Genomic DNA, 25,747 nt, shown 5'->3' on the forward strand with positions numbered 1-25,747 from the left:
TGGGGCAGCCCGGGAGAGGCGGAGGGGACCGACGGTGACCGAACGGGAGAACGGGCAGGAAGCGGACGAGGTGCCGGCGCTCCCGCGACTCTACGAGCGCGAGGCCGCGATCAGCGCGGCCAGGACGGCGATCGACACCCTGGGGCGGCAGTTCGCGGCCGGCGGCATCGAGCTCGGCTCGCTGCTGCTCTACAGCGGCAAGCCCGGCCTGGGCAAGACGAGCATGCTCCGCCAGGTCCGGATGCTGGCCGGGCGCCAGGGCCTGACCGTGCTCAGCGGCCGGGCCGGTGAGCAGCGCGGCAACGAACCCTTCTACCTGCTGCGCCAGTTGCTGCTGCCCGAGCTGCTGCGGCTGGACTCCGAGCAGCGCCGTGAGGTGCTCGGCCCCTGGCACGAGGTCGCCGGGCCGGCGATCGGGCTGGCGGTCCCCAGCGGCGAGGCGGCCGACCCGCAGAGCGTGCGGGTGGGTCTGGACTACGTGATGACCCAGCTGGCCCGCCTCAAGGCGCCGCTGGTCATGCTGGTGGACGATCTGCAGTGGGCCGACCTGGAGTCGCTGGGCTGGCTGGAGTCCTTCGCGCAGCGCTGTCCCGAGCTGCCGGTGCTGCTGGCCGTCGCCTGGCGCTCGGGCGAACTGCCCCAGCAGGCCCAGGCCTTCCGCACCCTGGTGGCCGGCAACTCGCATCGGCACCTGGAGTTCCAGGGCCTGCAGCCCAAGGCGACCGAGAAGCTGGTCCGCGAGGTCTTCCCCGACACCGCCGAGGACTCCTTCTGCCGCCAGGTCTGGGCGGTCACCGACGGCAACCCGTTCCTGGTCAACGCGTTGCTGGCCAAGATCCGCGAGAGCGGCATCGAGCCGGTGCACGAGAACGTGCTGCTGCTGCACGACCTGGCCGCCGAGGCACAGGGCATGGACCGCGAGTACTGGCTGGGCAAACTCGGCGTCAACACCTTCAACTTCGGCCAGGCCGCGGCGATGCTCAACACCCAGGTCGCGATCCCGGTGGCGACCAGGATCGCCGGGATGACCCCGGCCGCCGCGGCCGAGGCGATCGCCGAACTGCGCCGTCAGCAGGTGCTCTACGGCCCGGCCGACGGACCGCTGGAGTTCGTCCACCCGCTGCTGGCCACCTCGCTCTACAAGTCCATCCGGCTGGGCATGCGCACCGCGATGCACGGCAAGGCCGCGCAGGAGCTGGAGCACGCCGGGCGCCCGCTGATGGAGTCCTCCCGCCATCTGCTGGAGACCCACCCGGAAGGCGATCCCGAGGTGGTCGCCAAGCTGCGCCGGGCCGCCCGCGAGCACCTGGCGGTCGGCGCCCCGGACGCCGCCGTGCGCTGCCTGGACCGGGCGCTGGCCGAACCACCGGAGGACGAGGACCGGGCCGAGGTGATCTACGAACTGGGCTGCGCCACGCTGCTCACCGACCCGGTCAGCACGGTCAACCAGCTGCGGCTGGCGCTGGACGACCCGGGCCTGAGCAGCGAGCTGCGGGTGGACGCGACCTTCCGGCTCTCCGAGGTGCTGGCGCACAGCGGCCAGTTGGTGGCGGCCGCCGACATCACCCTGGCGGAGGCCGAGCGCACCGCGCCGGGCCCGGGGCGGACCAGGCTGCAGGTGGCCCACTTCATCTGGGCCGCCTTCCAGCGCGAGGAGGTGGACGGCCCGGCCCGCTCGGCGCGCCTCGCACAGCTCAGCGCCGAGCTGACCGCCGCCGACCCGGCGGGTGACGACCTGTACGCGCGTGCCGCCCGGGCGCTGCGGGCCTGGGACCTGACGCTGCAGGGCGCCGACGTGACCCAGGTGCTGGCCCTGGTGGACTCCGCGCTGCTGCCGGACGGCCGGCTGCCCGACGGGCTTGGCTGGACCAGCAGCGCCTGGGGCCTGGAACTGCCCGGGATCATCGGCCTGACCTACATCTACACCGACCGGCTGGACCGCGCCGAGAAGCTCTTCGAGGAGGCGATCCGGGCCTTCGAGGTGGCCGGCTGGGGCGGTGGCCATCTCGGCTTCGCCTACTTCCTGATGGGCCTGGTGCGGTTCCGCCGCGGCGCGCTGGCCGAGGCGGAGGAGTTCCTGCGCAGCGCGCTGCGGATCGCCCGCCGGCTGGGCCCGGGCCTGCCGTTGCAGTGGGACGCGGTCGGCGTGCTGGCGGACACCCTGCTGGCCCGCGGCCGGGTGGAGGAGGCCTGGAAGCTGGCCGCCGACCACGGCTTCGCGCCGCCCTACCACCCCACCGCGATGGTGCTGCCGGACGCGGCCACCCTCTACGGCAAGCTGCTGCTGGCCCAGCGCGACCGGCGCCCCGCGGCGGAGGTGTTCACCGAGGTCGGCGGGCGGCTGGCCGAACGCGGCTGGCACAACACCATCTGGGCGCCGTGGATCGGCCACCTCGCCCAGGCCGTGCTGCCCGAGGAGCCGGACCGGGCCCGTGAGCTGGCCGCGCAGGGGGTGCGCCGGGCCAGGGAGTTCGGCGCCTCCTCGGCGGTCGGCAGCGCCTTGCGGATGAGCGCCGCGGTGGCCGACGGGCAGCAGGCGGTGGAACTGCTCGGCGAGGCCGTGCGGGTACTCGGCCGCTCCCCGGCGGGTTACGAGCACGCCTTCGCGCTGGTCGACCTGGGCGCGGCGCTGCGCCGGGTGGGCCGGCTCGACGAGGCCACCGAGCAGTTGCACCAGGGCATGGAGCTGGGCGTGGAGTGCAACGCCGACGGCCTGGTGGCCCGGGCCCGTGAGGAGCTCAAGGCCTCGGGCCTGCGGCCCAACCGGCTGCGCAGCACCGGGCGGGACGCGCTCAGCATGGCCGAGTGGCGGGTCGCCGAGCTGACCGTGGAGGGCCTGTCGCCGGTGCAGATCGCCGAGCGGCTGAACGTCGCGGTGAGCCTGATCAACCGTCGGCTGGCGGCCGTGCACCGCAAGACCGGCAGCACCAGGGAGGGGCTGGCCGCGGCCCTCGGCATGCCGGGCCGGGACACCGAGAGGCCTTGACCTGGAAGGGACCTGACAAGCTCTAGGGTTGCTGCCGACAGAAAGCCTGGTTCCCCTGGCCCGAGGAGCAGCAGATGGCGCCGAATCCCGCGCACCCGGTGACGGTCTCGCACGCCCCGTTGGCGCCCGGCGGGGCGGGTGCCGCGGTCGAGCGCTGGACACTGCGGGCCGGCCCCGTCGAGGTGACGGTGCTGACCCTGGGCGCCACCCTGCACGGGGTGCGGATCCCCGACCGCACCGGGGCGGTGGCCCAGGTCCTGCTCGGCACCGAGGACCTGGGCCAGATCCTCGGCCCGGCCCGGCACTTCGGGGCCACCGTCGGGCGCTACGCCAACCGGATCGCGGACAGCGTGATCACCCTGGACGGGGTGGCCCACCCGCTCGCGCCGACCGGCGCCGGGGTCACCCTGCATGGCGGCCCCGACGGCTTCGCCAACCGGATCTGGACCGCCGAGGAGGTGCCGGCCCGGACGACGCCGGACGAGATCGCGCCGGACGAGATGGCGCCGGACGAGAAGGGAGCCGGCGGACAGTCGGCCGGCGGACCGCGCGCCGGTGTCCGGCTGCGCCTGCACAGCCCGGACGGCGACCAGGGGTTCCCGGGTGCGCTGGACGTCCGGGTCGACTACCTGCTCTCGCCCACCGGTGAGCTGGCCATCGAGTACCGGGCCGTCACCACCCGTCCCACCGTGGTCAACCTGACCAACCACGCCTACCTGAACCTGGCCGGCGAGGGCAGCGGCGACGTGCTCGGGCACCTGCTCACCCTGGACGCCGACGCGTACACCCCGGTCGACCAGCGGCAGATCCCCTACGGCCCGTACGAGCCGGTGGCCGGCACCCCGTTCGACTTCCGCACCGCCCGGCCGATCGGCGAGGCGATCCACCAGGACCACCCGCAACTGGCCGGCCCCGGCGGCTACGACCACAACTGGGTGCTGCGCGCCCGCTCGCAGGACGGCCCGCCGGTGCGCGCGGCGCTGCTCCAGGACCCGGTCTCCGGGCGCTCGGTGGAGGTGCTCACCACCGAGCCGGGCGTGCAGGTCTACACGGCCAACGCCTTCCGGGGCGAGGTGCGCGGGGTGAGCGGGACCGCCTACGGGCCGTACGCCGGTGTGGCGCTGGAGACCCAGCACCACCCGGACTCGCCGCACCACCCGGGCTACCCGTCCACCGAGCTGCGGCCCGGGCAGGAGTTTCGCTCGGTGACGATCCTGCGGTTTGCCTGGGACTTTCCCACTAGTCACATGAGATGACTAGTATCACTGCGTCAAAGTTCGTACCACAGACGGCGTGCCGTCCCTCAGCGCCGCCTTTCCCGAGGAGAATGCCCTGCGCGCGCGTCCCTCCAGAGCCAGGCGAGCACGCCTGAGCTTGCGAACCGCCCTGCTGGTCCTGGCGATCGTTCCCAGCCTCGCGCTCGCCGCGCTCTGGGCCGTCACCACCGGACAGACCTTCTCCGACTTCCAGCGGCAGGCCGCGCAGGGGCTGCTCGCCCAGAAGGCCGGCCAGCCCTCCAACATCGTGTACTACAACCTGCAGGAGGAGCGCCGGCTCAGCGCCGAGCAACTGGCCCAGCCCGGCAGCGTCACCGACGCGCTGACCCGCCAGCGCGCGGCGACCGACGACGCGGTGCGCGCCTTCCAGAAGCTCTCCCGGGTCTCGGACAGCCACGCCCCCGCCGAGGTGCGCGACGCGGTCAAGGCGGCCCAGCAGGCGATGGCCGAACTCCCGCAGCGACGCGAGGCGGTCGACCACGGCGCCGCCGACCAGGCGAGCACCTACAGCTTCTACAGCAACCTGATCAACATCGACCTTCGGCTCTTCACCGCGCTGAGCCACGTCGACAACGGTGAGGTCGGCTACATCTCGCGGATCCTGGTCGACGAGTTCTGGGCGAAGGAGACGATCTCCCGCGAGGACGCGATCCTGGCCCGCAGCTGGCCCAGTGGGCGCATCCCGGTGGCGGACCTGCAGGCGGTGCAGATGCAGATCGGCTCGCAGTACTTCCTCTACAACAGCAAGATCCTGCCCTACCTGCCGGCCGCGGAGAGCGCCGCGGTGCAGCGGCTGACCAGCAGCCCGGCCTGGCAGGCCAAGAGCGTCGTGGAGCAGGACCTGCTGAAGCCCGCCGCGGCCGGGGCCGACGGCACGGTCCAGCTGCCGCCCGACCAGGCACAGTGGCGCCAGGCCGTCGACCTGTCCACCCCGCAGCTGGTCTCGCTGCTGGAGACCCGCACCAACGCGGTGGTCAGCACGGGCAAGAGCACCATCCTCTCGCTCTTCCTGCGCGTGGTGCTGACCAGCGTGATCGGCCTGCTCGCCGTGATCGCCGTGATCATCACCTCCTGGCGGCTCACCCGCTCGCTGCGCCGGCGGATCGTCGACCTGCAGGACCAGGCCGGCGAACTCGAGCGCACCCTGCCCGAGCTGGTGGAGCGCCTCGGCCGCGGCGAGCAGCTGGAGCCGGCCGAGGAGAGCCGGGCGATCGCCACCGAGCCGACCAGCGGCGACGAGCTGACCAAGCTCGGCCAGGCGCTCAACTCGGCCCGGCACAGCGCGGTGACGGCCGCCGTGGCACAGGCCGACCAGCACCGCGGCTTCGAACGCCTGCTGCAGCGCATCGCCCGCCGCACCCAGCTGCTGATCGGCCTTCAGCTCAAGACGCTGGACGAGATGGAGCGCCGGCACGAGGACCCCGAGGTGCTGGAAGGCCTCTTCGACCTCGACCACCTGACCGCACGCCTGCGCCGCTACGAGGAGAACCTGGTCATCCTGGCCGGCGGTCAGCCGCAGCGACGCTGGCGCAAGCCGGTGCCGCTGCTGGACGTGCTGCGCGCCGCCCAGGGCGAGGTGCAGGACTACCGGCGGATCCTGATCGACGTCGAGGGCAGCCCCTGGCTCTCCGAGCGCGCGGTCGGCCCGGTGGTGCACGTGCTGGCCGAGCTGATGGAGAACGCCGCGGCCTTCTCCAAGCCGCCCACGCCGGTCGAGGTGCGCGCCGCCATGGTCGGGCGGGGTCTGGCGGTGGAGATCGAGGACCGCGGCCTGGGCATGGAGCCCGAGCAGTACGAGGCCGCCAACACCCTGATGCGCCGTCCGCCCCGGATGGACGTGCTGGCCCAGGCCGACGACATCCGGCTCGGCCTCTACGTGGTGGCCCGGCTGGCCGACACCCTCGGGCTGCGGGTGGAGTTCCGTCCCTCCGCCTTCGGCGGTACCCGCGCGGTGCTGCTGATCCCGGACGAGCTGGTCACCGACGGGTCGTCCGGCGACGGGCAGCTCACCGGCGGACAACTCACCGCCGTTGCCGCCCCCGAGCCCGGCGCGCTGCCGTCCCGGGTGCGCGGGCGGGCGCTGGCCGGGGCCACCGCCGCGTCGATCGCGCCGCCGGTGGCGGCGCCGGCCGCCGACCCGGCGCCCGGAGCCGAGGCCACCCCGGCACCCGGACGCACCCCCGAGTCCGAGTCCGTCCAGGTGCCCGGGCCCGCGCAGCTCCCCGCCCCGCGCCCGTCCTGGGCCGAGGGCGGCACCGACCACGCACGCACGGCGGAGAGCGTCCAGCCCCCACTGCCGCAGCGGGTCCGCCAGGCCAGCCTGGTCGCCGAGCTGCGCCTGCCCCAGACCCCGGCGGACGGTGCCGAACCGGCCGAACCGTCTGCGGTGACCGAGGCGCCCAGCGACGCACCGGCCCGGTCCGGCGCCGCCATCGGCGCCTTCCAACGGCGTTCGCGCGCCGCCCGACTCGGTGACGAGACGACTGAACTGACCCCCATCCCCACCCCAAAGGACCAGCCATGACGCGCACCACCGCCACCCACCAGGACCTGGACTGGCTGCTGGACGGGTTGGTCGATTCGGTGGCCGGGACCAGACACGCCGTGCTGCTCTCGGACGACGGCCTGGTGGTCAGCCAGTCCCGTGGCATCGACCGGGCCGACGCCGAGCGGCTGGCCGCGGTCGCCACCGGGCAGCAGAGCCTGGCCCGGGGCGTGGGCACGCTGTTCGGCGGCGGCGGGGTGCGCCAGGTGATCGTGGAGCTGGCCGAGTTGTGGCTCTTCATCACCGCCGCGGGCCAGGGCACCCACCTGGCCGTGATCGCCTCCCAGGAGGTGGACGCCGAGGTGATGTCGCTGGCCATGCACACCCTGGTGCAGCAGGTCGGCCAGAAGCTCGGCACCCCGATCCGGAGCGTCGGGTGAGCCCGCACTGGAGCGAGGCGGAGCGCGAACTCGGGGACGACGGGGCGGACTCGATGGTGCGCCCGTACACCATCACCCGGGGCCGCACCGCTCCCGAGCGCGACGACCTGACCCTGATCACCGTGCTGACCGCCGCCCCGCAGGCCGCCGAGCAGGCCGGGCGGCGGCTGCAGCCCGAGCACCGCACCATCCTGGCCCGCTGCCTGCGCCAGCCGGCGGCGGTCGCCGAGTTGGCGGCCGACCTGGACCTGCCGGTCTCGGTGACCAAGATCCTGCTGGGCGACCTGATCGCCCAGGGCCTGCTGCTCGCCCGTGCCCCGATCGCGGTGGCCCGGGCCAGCGGCGGGGTGGACCTCGGCCTGCTGACCGCCGTACGCGACGGACTCCGGAGACTTTAGAAGATGACAGACAGTCAGGCGGCTCCCGCCGCCGTCAAGATCCTGATCGCGGGCGGCTTCGGCGTCGGCAAGACCACCCTGGTGGGCTCGGTCAGCGAGGTCACCCCGCTGCGCACCGAGGAGTACCTGACCCGGGCCAGTGTCGGGGTGGACTTCCTGGACGGCGTGGACGCCAAGGACACCACTACCGTCGCACTCGACTTCGGCCGCATCAGCATCGGCTCCGACCTGGTGGTCTACCTCTTCGGCACGCCGGGCCAGGAGCGCTTCTGGTTCATGTGGAACGACCTGGTCAACGGCGTGCTGGGCGGCGTGGTGGTGGCCGACACCCGGCGTCTGACGACCAGCTTCGCCTCGATCGACTTCTACGAGAGCCGCGGCATCCCCTTCGTGGTGGCGATCAACTGCTTCGACGGCGTGGACGACCGCTCCGCCGCCGAGATCCGCGGTGCCCTCGACCTGGACCCGCAGGTGCCGCTGCTGATCGGTGACGTGCGCTCACGCGCGTTCGGCCGGGACGTCCTGCTCGCCCTGGTGGACCACCTGATCAACCAGCCCGCTCTCGTCTGAGCCTCTTCCAAGGACCCGCCACTGATGATGACCACTTCACCCCTTCGCGTGCTGATCCACGGCGGCGGCATCGGCGGCCTCACGCTGGCCACCGCGCTGGCCCGGCGCGGCCACCAGGTGGATGTCGCCGAGCTGCGCGCGGAGTTGGACGCGCTCGGGGTCGGCATCATCCAGCCCTCCAACGCCCTGCACGTGATGCGCGAGATCGGCGTGCTCCAGGAGTGCCTGGCAGCCGGCTTCGAGTGGGAGGTGCTGACCATCTGCGACCCGGCCGGCGCCACCCTGGCCAAGATCCCGCAGCCGCGGATGGGCGATGTGCCGTCGAACAACGGCATACCCCGTCCGGCGCTGGCCGAGGTGCTGGGCGCCGCCGCCACCGCGGCCGGCGCCCGGATCAGGTTCGGCACCACGATCGGCGAGCTGCACGAGGACGCCGCGGGGGTCGAGGTCACCCTCTCCGACGGCACGGCCGGGCGCTACGACCTGGTGGTCGGCTTCGACGGGATCGGCTCCCCGCTGCGCACCCGCATGTACGGCGAGCGCTTCACCCCCGAGTACACCGGCTTCGCCAACTGGCGCGTCACGCTGCCGCGGGATCCGGAGGTGGTGGGCGTGCTGATGAGCGCCGGCAACCGGAACGCCAAGGCGCTGCTCACCCCGATCACCGAGGACCTGATGTACCTCGGCACGGTCTCGGCGGAGGCCGCGGACTTCCGCCCGGACCCGCTGCGCGCGCACGAGCAGCTCGCCGAGCGGCTGGACGGCTTCGGCGGTCCGATCGCCGCCGCGCTGGCCCAGGTCACCGACCCGGCCGCGGTGGTCTACTCGCGGATCTCCCAGGTCACCGTTGAGGCGCCGTGGCAGGCCGGCCGGCTGGTGCTGGCGGGCGACGCGGCGCACGCCAGTACCCCGCACCTGGCGCAGGGCGCGGCGATGGCGGTGGAGGACGCGCTGGTGCTGGCGCAGTCGCTGGACGCGCACGCGCAGCTGCCGCAGGCGCTGGCCGCCTGGGAGGAGCGGCGCCGGCCGCGGGCCATGTGGGTGCAGGCGCTGTCCCGGGCGATCCTCACGCAGGAGACCGGCGGGGTGACCACGCCGGCCGAGGACGAGCTGCTGAAGGTCGGCATCCCCGGCGCGGCGCACGTGCTGGTGCAGCCCTACTGACCGAGGGTCAGTTGCTGTTCTGCCAGGTCACCGAGAAGGCGTTGCCGCCGCTGAGCGGTGAGGTGGCGGCCAGCGTCCGGCCCTGGCGGGCCATGGTGACGTTCTCCGGGTTGAAGTCCCCGAGCGGCTTGCCGTTGGCGGTGGCCGAGCTGAAGTCGACGGTGCCGAAGTTGCTCAGCGGCAGCGGGCCGCTGGTGGTGGAGGGCGCCTCGGCGATCACCTCGGCGGAGGACAGCTCGGCGTTGAGCAGGGTCTTGTTGACCGTGTGGGTCCAGCCCTGCGTGGTGTCGGAGAGCTTGAGGGTGAAGGAGCCCTTGCCGTTGGTGGTCACCGAGGCGGTGAAGTGGTCCCCGGGGGCTACGGCGTTGTAGAAGTTGACCGGGTAGGCCGGGTACATCTCGTACCAGGCGTAGTAGTCCGGCTGGCCGCTGGAGCAGTCCGCCGAACTGCCGGTCTGCTCGACGGTCTTGCTGACCGCGCCGTCCAGGCCCACCCAGAAGCTGGAGTAGGTGTCCTGGTTGGTGCAGTCGACCGTCGGCTGGACCCAGTGGGAGGTGACGCTGGTGAACTTGGTGCCGTTGGTGCTGGTGGCGATGTAGCCGGACCAGTTGGTGCTGGTGCCGTGGCGCAGGCCGTTGTGCGCCTCGGTCAGTACGGGCGAGGTGGCCACCAGCGGCGCGTTCAGCGGCGCGGGCAGTGCGGTGGCCAGGGCGGGGACGGCGTTGGCGAGCACCGCCGCCAGGGCGGCGGTGCAGGCGAGGGCGCGGCGACGGGGGACGGGCATGGCGACTCCACCGGAAGGTTGTGTACGGACGGGGGTTGGCGTTGAGATGCCTTATGCCCGTCTTACGGTCCGGTGATGTGACACATACTCAGAACGACCTCGTGTTTCACCCGTTCGGGTGTGCCGCCGCGCCCGACGTCAGCTCAGCTCTCGTTCTGCCAGGTCACCGAGAAGGCGTTGCCGCCTTGAAGTGAGGAGGTGCTGGCCAGGGTGGTGCCGTTGCTGGCCATGGTGATGTTGTCCGGGTTGAAGCTGCCGATCGACTTGCCGTTGGCGGTGGCCGAGGTGAAGTTCACCTTGCCGAAGTCGGTCAGCGGCAGTGCGCCGCTGCTGTCGGACGGCGCCTCGGCGATGATCTCGGCGGAGGCCAGCGCGGCGTTGCGCAGCGTCTTGTTCTCGGTCTTGCTCCAGCCCTGCGTGGTGTCGGAGAGCTTGAGGGTGAAGGAGCCGCTGCCGTTGGTGGTCACCGAGGCGGTGAAGTGGTCCCCGGGCGCCACGGTGTTGCTGAAGTTGACCGGGTAGGCCGGGTACATCTCGTACCAGGCGTAGTACTGCGGCTGGCCGCCGGAGCAGTCCACCTCGCTGCCGGTCTGCTCGACCGAGTTGCTGCCGTCGCCGTCCAGGCCGACCCAGAAGCTGGAGTACGTGTCGTCACCGTTGCAGCTGGCCGCGGGCTGGACCCAACTGGCGCTGACGCTGGTGAACTTGCTGCCGGTGGCGGCGTAGCCGGACCAGTTGCTGCTGGTGCTGTGCAGGATCCCGCCGTGGGCGGTGAGGTGGCCCTGGCCCACCGCCATCGGTGCGTTGACCAGGGTGGGGGCGCCGACGGCGAGGGCGGGGGCGGCGCCGGCGAGGAGCGCGGTGAGTGCGGCGGCGATGGCCAGGCTGCGGCGAGGAGTTGCGGACATGGCTGCTCCCGGTGGGGGTGAGAGGAGGTGTGGCTGTCGCGCGAACTTCGGTGGGGGAGCACCGTTTTGACGGTGCGGCGACAACTGTAGGGCAGCCAGTCGGGTAGTTGATGTTACGAGTATGCAAATCTTCCCTGGGTGGACCATGAGAAAGGCCGGCCACCCCATAGAGGGTGACCGGCCTTTGGGCGCGGGTGCGCCGGCTGGTGGAGCGTCAGCTCGCGATCGTGCCGGAGACCTCGCCGAAGCCGATCCGCACGCCGTCCAGGCCGGGCGCCGAGGCGGACATCGTCACGGTGTCGCCGTCCATCAGGAAGGTCCGGGTCGAGCCGTCCGGCAGGGTCAGCGGGTCCCGCCCGTTCCAGGTCAGCTCGATCAGCGAGCCGCGCTGGTCGGCCTCGGGGCCGGAGATGGTCCCGGAGCCGTAGAGGTCGCCGGTGCGCAGCGAGGCGCCGTTGGCGGTGGTGTGGGCGAGCATCTGGGCCGGCGACCAGTACATGCCGGCGTACGGCGGCCGGGAGACGACCGCGCCGTTCAGCTTGACCTCAAGGCTGAGGTCCAGGCCCCAGGGCTCCTTCTCCACCAGGTAGGGCAGTGGCTGCGGCTGCTGCGCCGGGGTGGCCACCCGGGCCGCCTCCAGTGCCGCCAGTGGCACCACCCAGGGGGAGATGGAGGTGGCGAAGGACTTGCCGAGGAACGGGCCGAGCGGCACGTACTCCCAGGCCTGGATGTCGCGCGCGCTCCAGTCGTTGAGCAGCACCGCGCCGAAGACGTGCTGCGCGAAGTCGTCCACGCTCACCGGCTCGCCCAGGGTGGAGCCCGTGCCGACCACGAAGCCCAGCTCGGCCTCGATGTCCAGCTTCACCGTGGGGCCGAAGACCGGCGCCGGATCGCCGGGGCCCTTGCGCTGGCCGCTGGGACGGCGGATCCCGGTCTCGGAGGCCACCACCGTGCCGGCCCGGCCGTGGTAGCCGACCGGCAGGTGCTTCCAGTTGGGCAGCAGGGCCTCGCCGCCGGGGCGGAAGATGTGGCCCAGGTTGGTGGCGTGCTGCTCCGAAGCGTAGAAGTCGACGTAGTCGGCCACCTCCACCGGAAGGTGGAGCCGCACCTCGTCGATCCGGTGCAGGTTGGCCTCCACCAGCCGTCGCTCGCCCTCGGTGGTGAGCAGGTCGGTGACCCGCTCGCGGACGTACGCCCACTCACCCGGACCGCGCCGCATGAAGAGGTTGAGCGAGCCGGTGGCCAGGTCGGCGCCGAGCGGGGTGCCCGCCCAGACCGCCGACAGGTCCAGCACGAACTCGCCGATCGCCACGCCCACCCGGGCCTGGCTGGAGCCGCGCGGGGTGAAGACGCCGTAGGGCAGGTTCTGCACCGGGAAGTCGGAGCCCTCCGGCACCGGCACCCAGCTCTGAAGGGAGGTCACTGCTGCTTGCCACCGTCCTGCGGGCCGCGCCCGCTCCAGCTCCACGCGTACTTGCCGTCGTCGCTCGCCCGGCCGCCCTCGGCCACCTCCAGCGGACGGAAGGTGTCCACCATCACCGCGAGCTCGTCGAAGAACTCGGCGCCGATCGAGCGCTCGTAGGCACCGGGCTGCGGGCCGTGGGTGTGGCCGCCGGGGTGCAGCGAGACCGATCCCTGGCCGATGCCGGAGCCCTTGCGGGCCTCGTAGTCACCGCCGCAGTAGAACATCACCTCGTCGCTGTCCACGTTGGAGTGGTAGTACGGCACGGGGATGGAGAGCGGGTGGTAGTCCACCTTGCGCGGCACGAAGTTGCAGATCACGAAGTTGTTGCCCTCGAAGACCTGGTGGGCCGGCGGCGGCTGGTGGATCCGGCCGGTGATCGGCTCGTAGTCGCGGATGTTGAAGACGTACGGGTACAGGCAGCCGTCCCAGCCCACCACGTCGAAGGGGTGGGTGGGGGTGACGAAGACCGTGCCGGCGATGCCCGAGGAGCCGTTGCCGCGGTGCTTGACGTAGATCTCGGTGTCTTCGGCGGCGCCCTCACCGACGTCGGCCAGCAGCGGCCCCACCGGCCCGCGCAGGTCGCGCTCGCAGAAGGGTGCGTGCTCCAGCAGCTGGCCGAACTTGGAGAGGTAGCGCTTGGCCGGGGTGATGTGGCTGTTGGCCTCGATCGCGTACAGCCGCAGCGGCTGCTCGCCCGTGGGCAGCCAGCGGTGGGTGGTGGCGCGCGGCAGCACCACGTAGTCGCCCTGGCCCACCTCCAGCGTGCCGAAGACCGTCTCGACCGTGCCGCTGCCGGACTCGACGTAGACGCACTCGTCGCCTATGGCGTTGCGGTAGAGCGGTGAGGGCTGGCCGCAGGCGACGTAGGCGATCCGCACGTCGGCGTTGGCGAGCACCACCCGGCGTCCACGCACCGCGTCGGTCTGGCGCCACTCCTCGCCCGGGAAGAGGTCGTGCAGTTTGAAGTGGAAGGGCTTGAGCGGGTGGTTCGGCTCGGGCTTGCCCTCCGGCAGGGCCCAGATCCGGCTGTCCACCAGGGCGGAGGGGATGGCGCGGTGGTAGAGCAGCGAGGAGTCGGAGGAGAAGCCCTCCTCGCCCATCAGCTCCTCGTAGTAGAGGCCGCCGGCCTCGTTGCGGTGCTGTGTGTGCCTCTTCGGCGGCACCGTGCCGACGGTGCGGTAGTACGCCATCTGCGCCTCCTGAGCGACTGACCACCCTGGACTGCGCCGGCCAGGGCCGTCCACCCGGGGGTGGGGGTGGACAAGACCAATCCCATGGCCAGCGGCCTGGTGCTGTCAAGGACACCAGGCTGGTGGGGCCGCCCGGAAGCGGAACGAATCCGGGCGAACCGTCAAGACGCACCGAGGCAACTCTCCGGACACGCGGATGTAACGATCCCCGTGTTCTTGCAGAAACTTGCTGCAAGAACTTTCAAAGCGCCTTGCAGCGCTGTTACGTTCCTGCTCACAGCCCGGCGTCGACACCCAGTGCGGTCGGTGTCAGGGGGCCAGTATGCGCTCCCGCCGTCCTGCCCGGGCACCCCACCCCCACCACCCTTTTCCTCCTAGGAGTTCTCATGCGGCGTGGCAGCGCGGCCTTCGCCCTGGTAGCGGCCCTCACGGTGTCGCTCGCGGCCTGCGGCAGCAGCGGCTCCGGTTCGTCCGGCGCGGCCTCCGGCCCGGTGACCATCACCTACTGGGACACCTCCAACGCGACCAACGAGGCCCCGAACTACCAGGCCGTGGTCACGAAGTTCGAGGCCGCGAACCCGGACATCAAGGTCAACTTCGTCAACGTGCCGTTCGACCAGGCGCAGGACAAGCTGCAGACCGCGATGGGCAGCAAGGGTGCCCCCGACGTCTTCCGCTCCGACGTGGGCTGGACCGCCGCCTTCGCCAAGTCCGGCTTCCTGACCCCGCTGGACGGCACCCCCGCGCTGCCCCAGCCCTCGGCCTACCAGCCCAGCCTGATCAAGCAGGCCCAGTACCAGGGCAAGACCTACGGCGTCCCGCTGGTCACCGACACCCTGGGCCTGCTCTACAACAAGGCGCTGTTCGCCAAGGCCGGCATCACCAGCGCGCCCACCACCTGGGACGAGCTGAAGGCCGACGCCGCCACCCTCAAGGACAAGACCGGCGTCGACGGCTTCGAGATGCGCGCCGGCGACAGCTACTACGCGCTGCCGCTCTTCTTCGGCGAGGGCACCGACCTGGTCGACGCCGCCAACAAGAAGATCACCGTCAACTCGCCCGCCGCGGCCAAGGCGGTGGCCACCTACCAGTCGCTGTTCACCGCGCCCGGCACCGTCAAGGCCGACGTGACCACCGACTCGTACGCGCACATGATGGACGCGTTCAACAACGGCAAGGTCGCCGCGATCATCAACGGCCCCTGGGAGATCACCAACATCTACCAGGGCTCGGCCTTCACCGACCACGGCAACCTCGGCATCGCCCCGGTGCCGGCCGGCTCCACCGGCAAGGCCGGCGCCCCGACCGGTGGCCACAACCTCGCCGTCTTCGCCGGCTCGGACGCCGCCCACCAGGCCGCCGCCGAGAAGTTCGCCGCCTTCATGACCTCGGCCGACAGCGAGGCCTTCATCGCGCAGAAGAACTCCACGCTGCCCACCCGCCCCGACGCCTTCACCGCGGACGTCAAGTCCAACCCGGGTATCGCGGGCTTCCAGCAGATCCTCAACGTGGCCCAGCCGCGCCCGGCGCTGCCCGAGTACTCCTCGCTCTTCACCTCGCTGAGCACCAACCTCGGCAAGATCGCGCAGGGGCAGCAGAGCATCCAGTCCGGTCTGGACGCCAGCGCCCAGGACTACACCAAGCTGCTGCCGGACTTCAGCAAGTAAGTCCCGCGGGCTGCCAAGCCCCCCACACTCGTCCGGCCCGCCGAGGGGGCGGGCCGGGCGAGTGCGCCGTCAGGTACCGACCCGGAGAAGGTGTTCCACCCCCATGACAGCCTTGGTGCAGCGCCTGAAGCGCTCGTACAGCACGTACTGGTACGCCTACGCGATGGCCGCGCCCGTGGTGATCGTGCTGGGGGTGCTGGTGGCCTATCCGCTCGGCCGCGGCATCTACCTGACGCTGACCGACGCCACCAGCCTCAACGTGGGGCACACGATCGGGGTCAACCACATCCCCGACACCTTCAAGTTCGTCGGCCTGCACAACTACCAGGACGTGCTCTTCGGCGAGGGCGCCTACGACCGGTTCTGGTCGCACTTCGTCTGGACCATGACCTGGACCGTCCTCTGCGTCGGCCTGCACTTCAGCCTGGGCCTGAGCCTGGCGATGATGCTCAACCAGAAGCTGCGCGGACGCACCTTCTACCGGCTGCTGCTGATCGTGCCGTGGGCGGTGCCGAGCTTCGTGACCGTCTTCTCCTGGCGGCTGATGCTGGCCGACGGCGGCCTGGTCAACATGCTGCTCGGCTCGCTGCACCTGCCGCAGCCCAGCTGGCTGGAGGACCCGCTGGCGCAGAAGGCCGCGGCGATCCTGGTCAACACCTGGTGCGGGGTGCCGTTCATGATGGTCTCGCTGCTCGGCGGCCTGCAGGCGATCCCGGGCGAGCTGTACGAGGCGGCCGAGATGGACGGCGCGAGCGCCTGGCAGCGGTTCCGCTACGTCACGCTGCCCGGTCTGCGCCCGGTCACCAGCACCGTGGTGCTGCTCGGGGTGATCTGGACCTTCAACCAGTTCACCATCATCTTCCTGCTGTTCGGCAAGACCAACGCGCCCGACGCGCAGATCCTGGTCACCTGGGCCTACCAGCTGGGCTTCGGTCAACTGCCGCGCGACTACGCGCAGTCGGCCACCTACGGCATCATCCTGCTCTCCATCCTGATCGTCTTCACCGGGTTCTACCAGCGCTGGCTCAAGCGCAACGACCAGACGGCGATCTGACCCGCCATGGGATCCCCGATCGCCTCTTGCCCCGAGCAGCCCGCCGAGCAGGCCCAGCAGACCCCCAGGAACGGAAAGGCCACCCGATGAGCACCACCACCGACCGGCCCGGCGCCGCCGCCCGCCCGGCCGCGCCCAGCACCCCGGCCCGGCCCGGAAAGGTCCGCGCCCGTGGCGAGCGCAGCCCCGGTGCCACCGCGCTGCTGCACACCACCCTGGGCCTGGCCGCGCTGATCGCGGTCTTCCCGGTGCTGTGGATCTTCTACATCGCGCTCGGCCCGGACGAGACGGACTACCTGCACCCCGGGAAGATCCTCGGCAAGGCCACCTTCGCCAACTTCACCACGGTGCTCAACCACACCGACTTCCTGACCTGGTTCGGCAACTCGCTGATCGTGGCCGGCGGCACCGCCGTGTTCGGCGTGCTGATCGCCGCCAGCACCGGCTACGCCGTCTCCCGGATGAAGTTCCCGGGCCTGCGCCCGCTGATGTGGTCGCTGCTGGTGACCCAGATGTTCCCGATCGCGGTGCTGATCGTGCCGATGTACTACATCATGGCCAACCTCGGCCTGCTGGACAGCTACGGCGGCCTGATCCTGGTCTACGCCGGCACCACCGTGCCGTACTGCGCCTGGCTGCTGAAGGGCTACTTCGACACCATCCCCGCGGAGATCGACGAGGCGGGCCGGGTCGACGGGCTCAGCCCGTTCGGCACCTTCTGGCGGCTGATCCTGCCGCTGGCCCGGCCGGGCCTGGCGGTCGCCGTCTTCTACTCCTTCCTGACCGCCTGGGCCGAGGTGCCGTTCGCCTCCACCTTCATGCTCAGCTCGGACAAGTACACCCTCGCGGTGGGTCTGAGCAGCTTCGTCAGTGAGCACGACAGCCAGTGGAACCTGATGGCCGCCACCGCCGTGCTGATCGCGATTCCCGTCACGGCGCTCTTCTACCTGGTCCAGAAGAATCTGGTCACCGGGCTGACCGCGGGTGCCGCGAAGTCCTGACGGACGGTCAACTCCTACCAGTATTCTGCCTGTTGCTCGTGCGTCGATCGCACACTCGAGTGAGTGCGCGACACGATACCTAGTTCCCAAGGGATCCGCCTGATGACCCAGAACCTGGCCGACACCCCCCGGCCGCTGTCCGCCGTCGCCACCCCCGCCGGCGAGCCCAGTCGCTGGTGGCGCGACGCGGTCATCTACCAGGTGTACCCGCGCAGTTTCGCCGACGCCAACGGTGACGGCATGGGCGACCTGCCGGGCGTCCGCAGCCGGCTGCCCTACCTGCGCGACCTCGGCGTCGACGCGGTCTGGCTCTCCCCGTTCTACGCCTCCCCGCAGGCCGACGCCGGCTACGACGTGGCCGACTACCGCGCGGTGGACCCGATGTTCGGCACCCTGCTGGACGCCGACGCGCTGATCCGCGACGCCCACGAACTGGGCCTGCGGATCATCGTGGACCTGGTCCCCAACCACTCCTCCGACCAGCACGAGTGGTTCCAGCGGGCGCTGCGCGAGGGCCCCGGCTCGCCGCTGCGCGAGCGCTACCACTTCCGCGCCGGCAAGGGCGAGAGTGGCGAACTGCCGCCCAACGACTGGGAGTCCATCTTCGGCGGCCCGGCCTGGACCCGCAGCACCGACCCCGACGGCACCCCGGGCGACTGGTACCTGCACCTGTTCGCCCCCGAGCAGCCCGACTTCAACTGGGACAGCCCCGCGGTCGCCGACGAGTTCCGCTCGATCCTGCGCTTCTGGCTGGACATGGGCGTCGACGGCTTCCGGGTCGACGTCGCGCACGGTCTGGTCAAGGCCCCCGGCCTGCCCGACCTCGGCAGCCACGACCAGCTCAAGCTCCTCGGCAACGACGTGATGCCGTTCTTCGACCAGGACGGTGTGCACGAGATCTACCGCGCCTGGCGCCGGATCCTCGACGAGTACCCGGGCGAGCGGATCGCGGTGGCCGAGGCCTGGACCCCCACCGTGGAGCGCACCGCGAACTACGTGCGCCCCGACGAGCTGCACCAGGCCTTCAACTTCCAGTACCTGGGCACCGCCTGGGACGCCGCCGAGCTGCGCGCCGTGATCGACTCCTCGCTGGCCGCGATGCGCCCGGTCGACGCCCCCGCCACCTGGGTGCTCTCCAACCACGACGTCACCCGGCACGCCACCCGCTTCGCCAACCCGCCCGGCGGCACCCAGATCCGCGAGCGCGGCGACCGCGAACTCGGCCTGCGCCGCGCCCGCGCGGCCACCTTGCTGATGCTCGCGCTGCCGGGCTCGGCCTACCTCTACCAGGGCGAGGAACTCGGCCTGCCGGACGTCACCGACCTGCCCGACGAGGTCCGTCAGGACCCCTCGTTCTTCCGCGCCAGCGGGCAGGACGGCTTCCGCGACGGCTGCCGGGTGCCGATCCCGTGGTCCGGCGAGGCCGCGCCCTACGGCTTCGGCCCCGTCGAGGGCGGCCCGAGCTGGCTGCCGCAGCCCGCCGAGTGGGCCGGCCTCAGCGTCGAGGCGCAGACCGGCGACCCGACCTCCACCCTGGAGCTCTACCGCAGCGCGCTGGCCATCCGCCGCGCCGACCCGGCGCTCGGTGCGGGCGGCGAGCTGACCTGGCTGCCGGCCCCCGAGGGCGTGCTCGCCTTCCGCCGCGACTCCTTCCTCTGCCTGGTCAACACCACCGCCGAGGCGGTGGTGTTCGCCACCGAGGGCCGGCTGCTGCTCAGCTCCACCGGGCAGGTCGAGCCCGGGCTGCTCGCGCCCGACAGCACCAGCTGGTGGGCGGTCTGACATGGTTGCAATAGGCTCTGGGCTCGTGACTACGGCGCGACTCTCGGACATCGCGGCGCAGGCGGGGGTCAGCGAGGCCACCGTCAGCCGCGTCCTCAACGGCAAGGCGGGCGTCTCCGCCGCCACCCGGCAGACCGTGCTGGCCGCCCTCGACGTGCTCGGCTACGAGCGGCCGACCCGGCTGCGCCAGCGCAGCGCGGGCCTGATCGGGCTGATCACCCCGGAGCTGAGCAACCCGATCTTCCCCGCACTGGCCCAGGTCATCGAGCAGCAGCTCAGCCGGCACGGCTACACCCCGGTGCTCTGCACCCAGACCCCGGGCGGATCGACCGAGGACGAACTGGTCGAGATGCTGGTCGAGCGGGGGGTGGCGGGCATCGTCTTCGTCTCCGGCCTGCACGCCGATTCGACCGCCGACCACGACCGGTACGCCAAACTGACCGGGCGCCGGGTGCCGTTCGTGCTGATCAACGGCTACAGCGAGAAGGTCGCCGCGCCGTTCATCTCGCCCGACGACCGGGCGGCGATGTGGATGGCGGTCCAGCACCTGGCCGAGCTCGGCCACGAGCGGATCGGCCTGGCGGTCGGTCAGCGCCGCTATGTGCCGGTGCTGCGCAAGATCGAGGGATTCACCGCGGCCATGCGCTCGGTGCTCGGCGTCGGGGACGAGGAGCTGGACGAGCTGGTGCACCACACGCTGTTCAGCGTGGAGGGCGGCCATGCGGCGGCCGGTGTGCTGCTCGACCGCGGCTGCACCGCGATCGTCTGCGGCAGCGACCTGATGGCGCTGGGCGCGATCCGCGCGGTGCGTCAGCGCGGGCTCGCCGTGCCCGGCGACATCTCGGTGGTCGGCTTCGACGACTCACCGCTGATCGCCTTCACCGAGCCTCCGCTCACCACGATCCGTCAGCCGGTGGAGGCGATGGCCACCGCCGCCGTCGACGCGCTGCTGGAGGAGGTCGGCGGCGAGCCGGCCCAGCGGGTGGAGTACATGTTCCAGCCGGAGCTGGTGATGCGCGGCTCCACCGGGGCCAGGCCCCACCGCGGGGACTAGTCGGTCCCGGCCCGACAGGCGCCGAAGATCCACCGGTGCCAGCATCGAGGCATGGGAGCCACCTCGCAGCGACCCGACGAAACGGCGCCGCCAGCCCGCCCGGACTGGCGGCGCCGACTGCTGCTCGGCGGCTGCTCGCTGGCCGCACTGATCGGCCTCTACTTCCTGTGGGCCGCCACCGTCCCGCGCTGGTGGGCCCAGCAGGTGGGCGACAGCGTGCACGGCCGGCTCTCCAGCGGACTGGTCTTCGGCCTGCTCACCGGCGTCACCTGCACCCTGCTGCCGCTCCTGGTGGCCTGGTTCGGGCTGCGCCGGCGCCGGTCCTGGAAGGTCTCGGCGGCCTGGGTGGCGGTCGCCCTGGTGCTGGCGCTGCCGAACCTGTGGACGTTGGGCGTGGTGGTCGGCGACGGCAGCGGTGCGCACGCGGGGCAGCGCACGATGGACGTGAACGCTCCCTGGTTCCGCGGGGCCAGCCTGATCGGCGCGGTGATCGGCGCGGCGGTCTTCGTCGCGCTGGTCTGGTTCGCCCGGCGCCGGCAGCCGAAAGCGCCGTGACGCCGGTTCACCGGATCGGCCGAGGGCCACCTCCCGGAGAGTGGGGAGGCGGCCCTCGTTGCTGTCCAGCGGCTGCTCAGCGCTGTGCCGTCAGGTTCAGACCCGGCCGGCGAAGTCCGGGGCGTAGTTGCTGATGGTCTCGTACTTCACGCCCGCGCTCGGGTTGGCGGCCTCGACGAACTGGCCGTTGCCGACGTAGATGGCGACGTGGTAGACGCCCGAGTTCTGGCCGTTGTTGGACCAGAACAGCAGGTCGCCCGGCTGCAGGCTGTTCATCGACACCGGGGTGCTGGCGGCGGCCTGGTCGGCGGCCACCCGCGGGATGGAGATGCCCGCCGAGGCCATCGCGGCCTGGGTCAGGCCGGAGCAGTCCCAGCCACCGTTGCCGGTGCCGCCGTAGATGTAGGCCTGACCGACCTTCGACTCCGCGAAGGCGATGGCGGTGGCCATCGCGCCGGAGGCGGGCGCCGGGGCGGCGGTGGTGGTGGAGGCGGTGGCCTGGGCGTTGACGGCCGGCGCCGGGGTGCTGGCGGCCGGGGTGCTGTCGCTGCTCTGGGGGGCGGCGGTGGCCGAGCCGCCCAGGCTCAGCTGCTGGCCCGGGTAGAGCACGTCAGGACCGGCGCTCAGGACCGACTTGTTGAGCTCGTACAGCTTCTGCCAGCCGCCGGCCACGTGGTGGCTCTGGGCGATGGTGGAGAGCCAGTCGCCGCGCGCCACGGTGTAGGTCTGGTCGCCGGCGTTCTTGGTGCCGTTCCACTGGTGGTTCCAGTGGCCCTGGCCGCCCTTGCCGCCCTGGGTGGCGTTCTGCGAGCCCTGCGGGGCGCTGGGCTGCGCGGGGGCACTCGGCTGGGCCGGGGTGCTGGTGGCCGGGGTGCTGGTGGCCGGGGCGCCGGGGTTCACGGCGGCGGGGGTGCCGCCCTGGGTCAGACCCGCCTGGACGGAGCAGACCGGCCAGGCGCCGGGGCCCTGGTCGGCGAGCACCTTCTCGGCGACCGCGATCTGCTGGTCCTTGGTGGCCTGGTCGGCCTGCGCGGCGTACTGGGTGCCGCCGTAGGCGGCCCAGGTGGAGGCGCTGAACTGCAGGCCGCCGTAGTAGCCGTTGCCGGTGTTGATGCTCCAGTCGCCGCTGCTCTCGCACTGGGCGACCTTGTCCCAGGTGGAGACGGGAGCGGCGGAGGCGGTGGTGGCCGTGATGCACGGCAGGGCAAGACCGAGACCGAGCAGGCCGGTGGCGGCGATCGCCCGGCGAGCGGTGCGGGACGGACGGGTCGTGCCAGTGGTGGGCAGCATGAAGACGCGTTCCTCTCCTACGCCTACGAGGTGAGCTGTCGGATTCGGACTGGAGTTGCCCGGCCGCGCGCTGCGCGGCTTCACCCCTAGCTCCGTCACTCGGTCCGAGGACCGGGTGCCGGGGCGGCTTACCTGGTTCCCCCGCTCCTGCCGTGGTGCGTTTTCGCGCTGCCAGCGCATCCGGTGGCAGGACTCGGCGTCCGGCTGTGCTGGGTCCGTGTGACCACGAACGGGGAGCACGTTAGACAGAGATAAGTTGAATCCGCAAACAGCTGTGATGGCCGTCACAGGGCCGCCATGGAACCTTCAAGATCGCCCCGGGGGCATACCTGAGAGGGCGTCGGGGGAGGGGTGCGGCGAGGGCGTGCAACCGGCCTGCGGAGTACGGGATGTGCCGTCGGCTCAGGGGTGGACGTGCTGATGGTCTGTCCGTTCCCGGCCTTGATGATCAAGGGGTCGGCCGATCGGACCGAGGTGCCCTGACCGGTCGTCGGTGAGACGAAAGGCCCTGTGTGGCGCACCGGTCGACATCGACCGAATGTCCGTTTTACCCCTTCTGTCATCGCGTCAGCTCGCAGCCCCGACCGACCGGTCGGCTCGACGGGTCCGCTTGCCCACTCCCGCTTGGACACTGGACCGTCACCAAACCGCCACATGTGCGCCACTGACCCGTCGCCGACCCACCGATGAACAGGGCCCCGGACAGGCCGATGGCCCCGCTCCCAGGGCTGGGAACGGGGCCATCGGCCTGTCCGGGGCCGGCACGGCCGCGTTGGTCAGTGGGTCACTCGCCGGCGGCGGGCTCCTCGGCGGGCGGCTCCTCGGTCGGCAGCGGCTCGGCCACCGGCTCCGGCAGTGCGGCCAGGTAGGCCGAGGCGATCAGCTGACCGAGGGTCGGGTAGGCGCCGAGCACGGCCGCGCTCGGGCAGCCGGTCTCCTCGCTCGCCGCGAGCAGCAGGTCCTCGGCGACCTCGGGGCCGATCACCAGCGGAGCCAGCGCCGGGCGCTGGGAGCCGGTGGCCCGCAGGTGGTCGACGGCACCGGCCACCGCGCCGGGCACGTCCAGGGCCGCGGCCACCACGGGCACCGCCAGGCGGGCGGCGAGCAGCACGCCGGTGATCCCGGCCGCCGCCGCGGCGTCCTCGCCACCGGCCGTGGTCAGCACCACGCCGTCCGCGGCGGTGGCGATGGCGAACAGGCGGGCGCGGTCGGCGCGGGCCAGACCGGCCTCGGAGAGGCGCACGTGCACGGCCTCGGCGAGCAGCGGGTGGGGGCCGAGCACGTCGGTCACCGGGGCGCCGGTGCGCGCGGCCAGGCCGTGCAGCTCCGTCAGGTAGCCGTGCGGGCCGGGCAGCAGCGGCACCAGCACCGGGGCGGGCATCCCGGCCGCCAGTGCGCCGGCGATCAGGCTCTCGACCGTGTCGACCTGCTGCACCGTCGGGGCCGCGGTCGCCCGGTCCGCCTGCTCGGCGGCCTGCGCTGCGGCGTCGGCGTCGACCGCTTGGGCCTGTGCGGCGTCGTGCGCCGGTGAGGGTGCGGCGGGCAGCCAGCCGGCCGCTGCCAGGATCCCGGGCTGCTCACCGCGGAGAATCGAGAGCAGTTCGTCCACCACCGCGACCGCCTGCGGCGTCGGCTCGGCCGGGACGGCGAGCACGAGGGCCGGGGCGCCGACCGGCAGCTCTGGCCGTTCGGGTCGACGATGGCGCCCCCGCGCGCGGGAGCCTGGCGTGCGGACGGGTAGTGGCGCGCCCGGGATGGCTGCAGTGCTCATGGCGGAGATCGTAGGACATGCGCCGGGGCATCCGGCATTCGGCTGCCGTTACCGCACGTCTGTCGCATATCCACCGGAATATCAGCTGCCGCCCGGCGGCCCGTGGGCCTGGTCGGTAGCCGGATATTTCGGGCAACCGCTGACAAATCGCCAGCCCAATCCGGTCAGTGTGACGGAGTGTGAGGAATTGGCTGCGAAGTTGATCAACCGAACCGCGTGTCAATGGTCGAACCGGTCAGCCTCTCCGGCCGTCCTTCAAACACGGGGTCACGGACAGTCTGCTGATTTGCTGTCAAATGTCCGAATAGGGGTACCTGATGAGACCGCCGGGAGGCGGTTTGGTCACCTCTTGTACAGGCAGCTGCACGCGCAAAATCACATGCCGATGCACGTGCATTAGCGTTATCATTACGAGTAGTAAGGCATCTGCCCTGCCCGTACGAGCCGGAGGCGGCCGGCGGCCGGAGCGGTTGGGCGCCGAGCAGTACGAGCACTCCAGGCTCTTGGGAGATTTCTATGCACCACACGTACAACGGCATGGCTGCTGCGGACCTCGATGGCGTGGTCTGGCAGAAGAGTCAGCACAGCAACTCCAAGGGGAACTGCGTGGAGTTCGCCGCCCTTCCGGACGGCGCGGTCGCGATGCGCAACTCGCGCTTCCCGGACGGCCCGGCGCTCATCTACACCCGTGACGAGATAGCGGCGATGCTGCTGGGCGTCAAGGACGGGGAGTTCGACTACCTGGTGGCCTGACCGGCCGACCGGGCCGGGTCGGGCAGGCTGGTTCACGCCGTCGTGGGAGCAGGGGCCGCGACGGCGTTCGGCGTTGCGCGGCTCGGGAGTTGGCGCACTGCTGGTGGCGTGCGGCCGGGGAGCGTGCCGAGGGGGAGCCGGTGTGGTGCCCGTCTCCGTGGGCCGCGCCCCGGGCGGGCGTGAGCCCGGGCCGGTTCGGACCCGGGGCGGCCGGCCGGCGCGCCTCGCGGGGTTTCGGGCTTGCGGGGTTTCGGGCTTGCAGGGCTTCGACGTGCGGGGCTTCAGGCGGAGCGGCGGTGGCGTCCGGCCGTCGCGGCGGAGCCTGATATGGAGTCAGCGAGCGCGTCGGACAGGTCGACTGACGGTCCGTCGGCCTGGAATACCGCCCAGACCACCTTGCCGGCCCCGGAGGCCAGCGGGTGCCAGCCCCAGGAGTGGCTGAAGGAGTCGACCAGGTGCAGCCCGCGCCCCGACTCGGCGACGAAGTCCGCCTCCCGGGTGACCGGGCCGGCGCTGCTCGGATCGCTGACCGCGCAGACCAGTTGGGAGCCTCGGTGGACCAGGCTGATCCGGATCGGCAGCCGTCCCTCGGCCGGGTGTCCCTCGGCGGAGCGGGCGGCGCACGGCTGGGCCGGGATCGCGGCACGGCCGCCCGGACAGCCGGTGGCTCCCGGCAGGCTCGCCGCGGCGAGCTGGCCGATCGCGTGCCGCAGGGCGTTGGTCACCAACTCCGAGGCCACCAGGGCCACATCGTCGAAGAGGTCACCGAGTCCCCAGCGCTGCAGGGTGGTTCTGGTGAAGTCGCGGGCGGTCTTCACCGCGTCATAGCGGGGAGCGAGAGTACACGTCACGACGTCAGGATCGACGGCCAGGGCCGCACCGGTGCCCATGAAGAGCTCCTCCCATAAGGGGGCGGACACGGCTGGACCCGGCGGGGTCATGCCGGTCACCTCCGACTCGCTCGGCCGCTTCGTCCTCGTCCCGACCCGGCGTGCACGGTCGACAACGAAGCCCGCGGGGATTGTCCAGGGGCGTGCAACTGCACGTGCACCATCGTGCTCTGCGCTCACGGCAGATGCAAGAGTCGATTCACGTGCAGTCGCACTATTGGCATATGCAGACACCGGATGCACGTGCAGCGGAACGTGCCGAT

At 71.8% G+C, this 25,747-nt stretch carries 21 protein-coding genes and 1 riboswitch; of the genes, 14 read left to right on the forward strand and 7 right to left on the reverse strand.

The annotated features are described in order from the left end of the window. Positions 1–34 precede the first annotated feature (34 nt). The 7 genes from ACFZB9_RS35170 (at position 35) to ACFZB9_RS35200 (ending at position 9,320) form a co-directional block, all read left to right on the forward strand. Positions 35–2,986 (forward strand): AAA family ATPase, encoded by a 2,952-nt coding sequence (locus ACFZB9_RS35170; RefSeq protein WP_391453999.1) that lies wholly within the window; start codon positions 35–37, stop codon positions 2,984–2,986. A 74-nt stretch (positions 2,987–3,060) separates the two neighbouring features. Further along, positions 3,061–4,242: an aldose epimerase family protein gene (locus tag ACFZB9_RS35175; RefSeq protein WP_391454001.1), complete on the forward strand. Its 1,182-nt coding sequence runs from the start codon at positions 3,061–3,063 to the stop codon at positions 4,240–4,242. Between the two features lie 118 nt (positions 4,243–4,360). Continuing rightward, complete coding sequence (locus ACFZB9_RS35180; protein ID WP_391454003.1) at positions 4,361–6,787, forward strand: nitrate- and nitrite sensing domain-containing protein; 2,427 nt, start codon at positions 4,361–4,363, stop codon at positions 6,785–6,787. After that, positions 6,784–7,188, forward strand: a complete 405-nt coding sequence (locus ACFZB9_RS35185) for a roadblock/LC7 domain-containing protein (RefSeq protein ID WP_391454004.1) — start codon at positions 6,784–6,786, stop codon at positions 7,186–7,188. Before ACFZB9_RS35180 ends, ACFZB9_RS35185 begins: the two co-directional genes overlap by 4 nt. Beyond that, entirely contained in the window at positions 7,185–7,586 is a 402-nt protein-coding gene (locus ACFZB9_RS35190; RefSeq protein WP_391454005.1) for a DUF742 domain-containing protein, read from the forward strand. Before ACFZB9_RS35185 ends, ACFZB9_RS35190 begins: the two co-directional genes overlap by 4 nt. A 3-nt stretch (positions 7,587–7,589) precedes the next feature. Next, complete coding sequence (locus ACFZB9_RS35195) at positions 7,590–8,156, forward strand: ATP/GTP-binding protein (protein WP_391454007.1); 567 nt, start codon at positions 7,590–7,592, stop codon at positions 8,154–8,156. Positions 8,157–8,180: 24 nt separating this feature from the next. Then, a complete protein-coding gene (locus ACFZB9_RS35200; RefSeq protein WP_391454009.1) occupies positions 8,181–9,320 on the forward strand; it encodes an FAD-dependent monooxygenase in 1,140 nt (379 codons plus the stop codon). 7 nt (positions 9,321–9,327) lie between these two features. Here the strand turns inward: ACFZB9_RS35200 and ACFZB9_RS35205 are convergent, their stop codons facing one another. From ACFZB9_RS35205 to ACFZB9_RS35220, 4 genes are all read right to left on the reverse strand, one after another. Further along, positions 9,328–10,104 carry a G1 family glutamic endopeptidase gene (locus ACFZB9_RS35205; protein ID WP_391454010.1) on the reverse strand — a complete coding sequence of 259 codons (777 nt, stop codon included), beginning with the start codon at positions 10,102–10,104 and terminating at the stop codon, positions 9,328–9,330. Positions 10,105–10,247: 143 nt separating this feature from the next. Next, on the reverse strand, positions 10,248–11,012 hold the full coding sequence (locus tag ACFZB9_RS35210) for a G1 family glutamic endopeptidase (protein WP_391454012.1): 765 nt from the start codon (positions 11,010–11,012) through the stop codon (positions 10,248–10,250). Positions 11,013–11,226: 214 nt separating this feature from the next. Then, complete coding sequence (gene fahA, locus ACFZB9_RS35215) at positions 11,227–12,435, reverse strand: fumarylacetoacetase (RefSeq protein WP_391454013.1); 1,209 nt, start codon at positions 12,433–12,435, stop codon at positions 11,227–11,229. Then, positions 12,432–13,667, reverse strand: coding sequence for a homogentisate 1,2-dioxygenase (locus ACFZB9_RS35220; protein WP_391454015.1), 1,236 nt, complete (start codon positions 13,665–13,667; stop codon positions 12,432–12,434). Before ACFZB9_RS35220 ends, fahA begins: the two co-directional genes overlap by 4 nt. Before the next feature lie 386 nt (positions 13,668–14,053). On the opposite strand from ACFZB9_RS35220, the gene ACFZB9_RS35225 reads away from it, so the two are divergent. The 6 genes from ACFZB9_RS35225 (at position 14,054) to ACFZB9_RS35250 (ending at position 20,780) form a co-directional block, all read left to right on the forward strand. Beyond that, entirely contained in the window at positions 14,054–15,334 is a 1,281-nt protein-coding gene (locus ACFZB9_RS35225) for an extracellular solute-binding protein (protein ID WP_391454016.1), read from the forward strand. A 103-nt stretch (positions 15,335–15,437) separates the two neighbouring features. Then, positions 15,438–16,388: a carbohydrate ABC transporter permease gene (locus ACFZB9_RS35230; protein WP_391454017.1), complete on the forward strand. Its 951-nt coding sequence runs from the start codon at positions 15,438–15,440 to the stop codon at positions 16,386–16,388. 86 nt (positions 16,389–16,474) lie between these two features. Next, positions 16,475–17,389 (forward strand): sugar ABC transporter permease, encoded by a 915-nt coding sequence (locus ACFZB9_RS35235; RefSeq protein WP_391454018.1) that lies wholly within the window; start codon positions 16,475–16,477, stop codon positions 17,387–17,389. Positions 17,390–17,491: 102 nt separating this feature from the next. Further along, a complete protein-coding gene (locus tag ACFZB9_RS35240) occupies positions 17,492–19,171 on the forward strand; it encodes a glycoside hydrolase family 13 protein (protein WP_391454020.1) in 1,680 nt (559 codons plus the stop codon). Position 19,172: 1 nt separating this feature from the next. After that, entirely contained in the window at positions 19,173–20,225 is a 1,053-nt protein-coding gene (locus tag ACFZB9_RS35245) for a LacI family DNA-binding transcriptional regulator (RefSeq protein ID WP_391454021.1), read from the forward strand. Positions 20,226–20,276: 51 nt separating this feature from the next. Then, complete coding sequence (locus ACFZB9_RS35250) at positions 20,277–20,780, forward strand: hypothetical protein (RefSeq protein ID WP_391454023.1); 504 nt, start codon at positions 20,277–20,279, stop codon at positions 20,778–20,780. Between the two features lie 96 nt (positions 20,781–20,876). Here ACFZB9_RS35250 and ACFZB9_RS35255 read toward each other — a convergent pair whose 3' ends face one another. Both ACFZB9_RS35255 and ACFZB9_RS35260 read right to left on the reverse strand, forming a co-directional pair. Beyond that, a complete protein-coding gene (locus tag ACFZB9_RS35255) occupies positions 20,877–22,070 on the reverse strand; it encodes a transglycosylase family protein (RefSeq protein WP_391454024.1) in 1,194 nt (397 codons plus the stop codon). A gap of 7 nt (positions 22,071–22,077) precedes the next feature. After that, positions 22,078–22,238: riboswitch (cyclic di-AMP (ydaO/yuaA leader) on the reverse strand. Between the two features lie 616 nt (positions 22,239–22,854). Next, positions 22,855–23,841 carry a hypothetical protein gene (locus ACFZB9_RS35260; RefSeq protein WP_391454025.1) on the reverse strand — a complete coding sequence of 329 codons (987 nt, stop codon included), beginning with the start codon at positions 23,839–23,841 and terminating at the stop codon, positions 22,855–22,857. A 516-nt stretch (positions 23,842–24,357) separates the two neighbouring features. On the opposite strand from ACFZB9_RS35260, the gene ACFZB9_RS35265 reads away from it, so the two are divergent. Further along, positions 24,358–24,594: a DUF397 domain-containing protein gene (locus ACFZB9_RS35265; RefSeq protein WP_391454027.1), complete on the forward strand. Its 237-nt coding sequence runs from the start codon at positions 24,358–24,360 to the stop codon at positions 24,592–24,594. A gap of 281 nt (positions 24,595–24,875) precedes the next feature. On the opposite strand, the gene ACFZB9_RS35270 is transcribed toward ACFZB9_RS35265, so the two are convergent. Further along, positions 24,876–25,484 (reverse strand): ATP-binding protein, encoded by a 609-nt coding sequence (locus ACFZB9_RS35270; protein WP_391454028.1) that lies wholly within the window; start codon positions 25,482–25,484, stop codon positions 24,876–24,878. Positions 25,485–25,747 lie beyond the last annotated feature (263 nt).

This window comes from Kitasatospora sp. NPDC008050, from assembly GCF_042957465.1.
Taxonomy (GTDB): domain Bacteria; phylum Actinomycetota; class Actinomycetes; order Streptomycetales; family Streptomycetaceae; genus Kitasatospora.

Excerpts from the sequence above, each read along its gene's own strand:
- ACFZB9_RS35200 (WP_391454009.1), top strand. The coding sequence starts at position 8,181 with ATGATGACCACTTCACCCCTTCGCGTGCTGATCCACGGCGGCGGCATC.
- ACFZB9_RS35195 (WP_391454007.1), top strand. The coding sequence starts at position 7,590 with ATGACAGACAGTCAGGCGGCTCCCGCCGCCGTCAAGATCCTGATCGCG.
- ACFZB9_RS35260 (WP_391454025.1), bottom strand. The coding sequence starts at position 23,841 with ATGAGCACTGCAGCCATCCCGGGCGCGCCACTACCCGTCCGCACGCCA.
- ACFZB9_RS35185 (WP_391454004.1), top strand. The coding sequence starts at position 6,784 with ATGACGCGCACCACCGCCACCCACCAGGACCTGGACTGGCTGCTGGAC.
- ACFZB9_RS35265 (WP_391454027.1), top strand. The coding sequence starts at position 24,358 with ATGCACCACACGTACAACGGCATGGCTGCTGCGGACCTCGATGGCGTG.
- ACFZB9_RS35240 (WP_391454020.1), top strand. The coding sequence starts at position 17,492 with ATGACCCAGAACCTGGCCGACACCCCCCGGCCGCTGTCCGCCGTCGCC.
- ACFZB9_RS35220 (WP_391454015.1), bottom strand. The coding sequence starts at position 13,667 with ATGGCGTACTACCGCACCGTCGGCACGGTGCCGCCGAAGAGGCACACA.
- ACFZB9_RS35205 (WP_391454010.1), bottom strand. The coding sequence starts at position 10,104 with ATGCCCGTCCCCCGTCGCCGCGCCCTCGCCTGCACCGCCGCCCTGGCG.
- ACFZB9_RS35230 (WP_391454017.1), top strand. The coding sequence starts at position 15,438 with ATGACAGCCTTGGTGCAGCGCCTGAAGCGCTCGTACAGCACGTACTGG.
- ACFZB9_RS35235 (WP_391454018.1), top strand. The coding sequence starts at position 16,475 with ATGAGCACCACCACCGACCGGCCCGGCGCCGCCGCCCGCCCGGCCGCG.
- ACFZB9_RS35245 (WP_391454021.1), top strand. The coding sequence starts at position 19,173 with ATGGTTGCAATAGGCTCTGGGCTCGTGACTACGGCGCGACTCTCGGAC.
- ACFZB9_RS35270 (WP_391454028.1), bottom strand. The coding sequence starts at position 25,484 with ATGGGCACCGGTGCGGCCCTGGCCGTCGATCCTGACGTCGTGACGTGT.
- ACFZB9_RS35225 (WP_391454016.1), top strand. The coding sequence starts at position 14,054 with ATGCGGCGTGGCAGCGCGGCCTTCGCCCTGGTAGCGGCCCTCACGGTG.
- ACFZB9_RS35250 (WP_391454023.1), top strand. The coding sequence starts at position 20,277 with ATGGGAGCCACCTCGCAGCGACCCGACGAAACGGCGCCGCCAGCCCGC.
- ACFZB9_RS35210 (WP_391454012.1), bottom strand. The coding sequence starts at position 11,012 with ATGTCCGCAACTCCTCGCCGCAGCCTGGCCATCGCCGCCGCACTCACC.
- ACFZB9_RS35255 (WP_391454024.1), bottom strand. The coding sequence starts at position 22,070 with ATGCTGCCCACCACTGGCACGACCCGTCCGTCCCGCACCGCTCGCCGG.
- ACFZB9_RS35175 (WP_391454001.1), top strand. The coding sequence starts at position 3,061 with ATGGCGCCGAATCCCGCGCACCCGGTGACGGTCTCGCACGCCCCGTTG.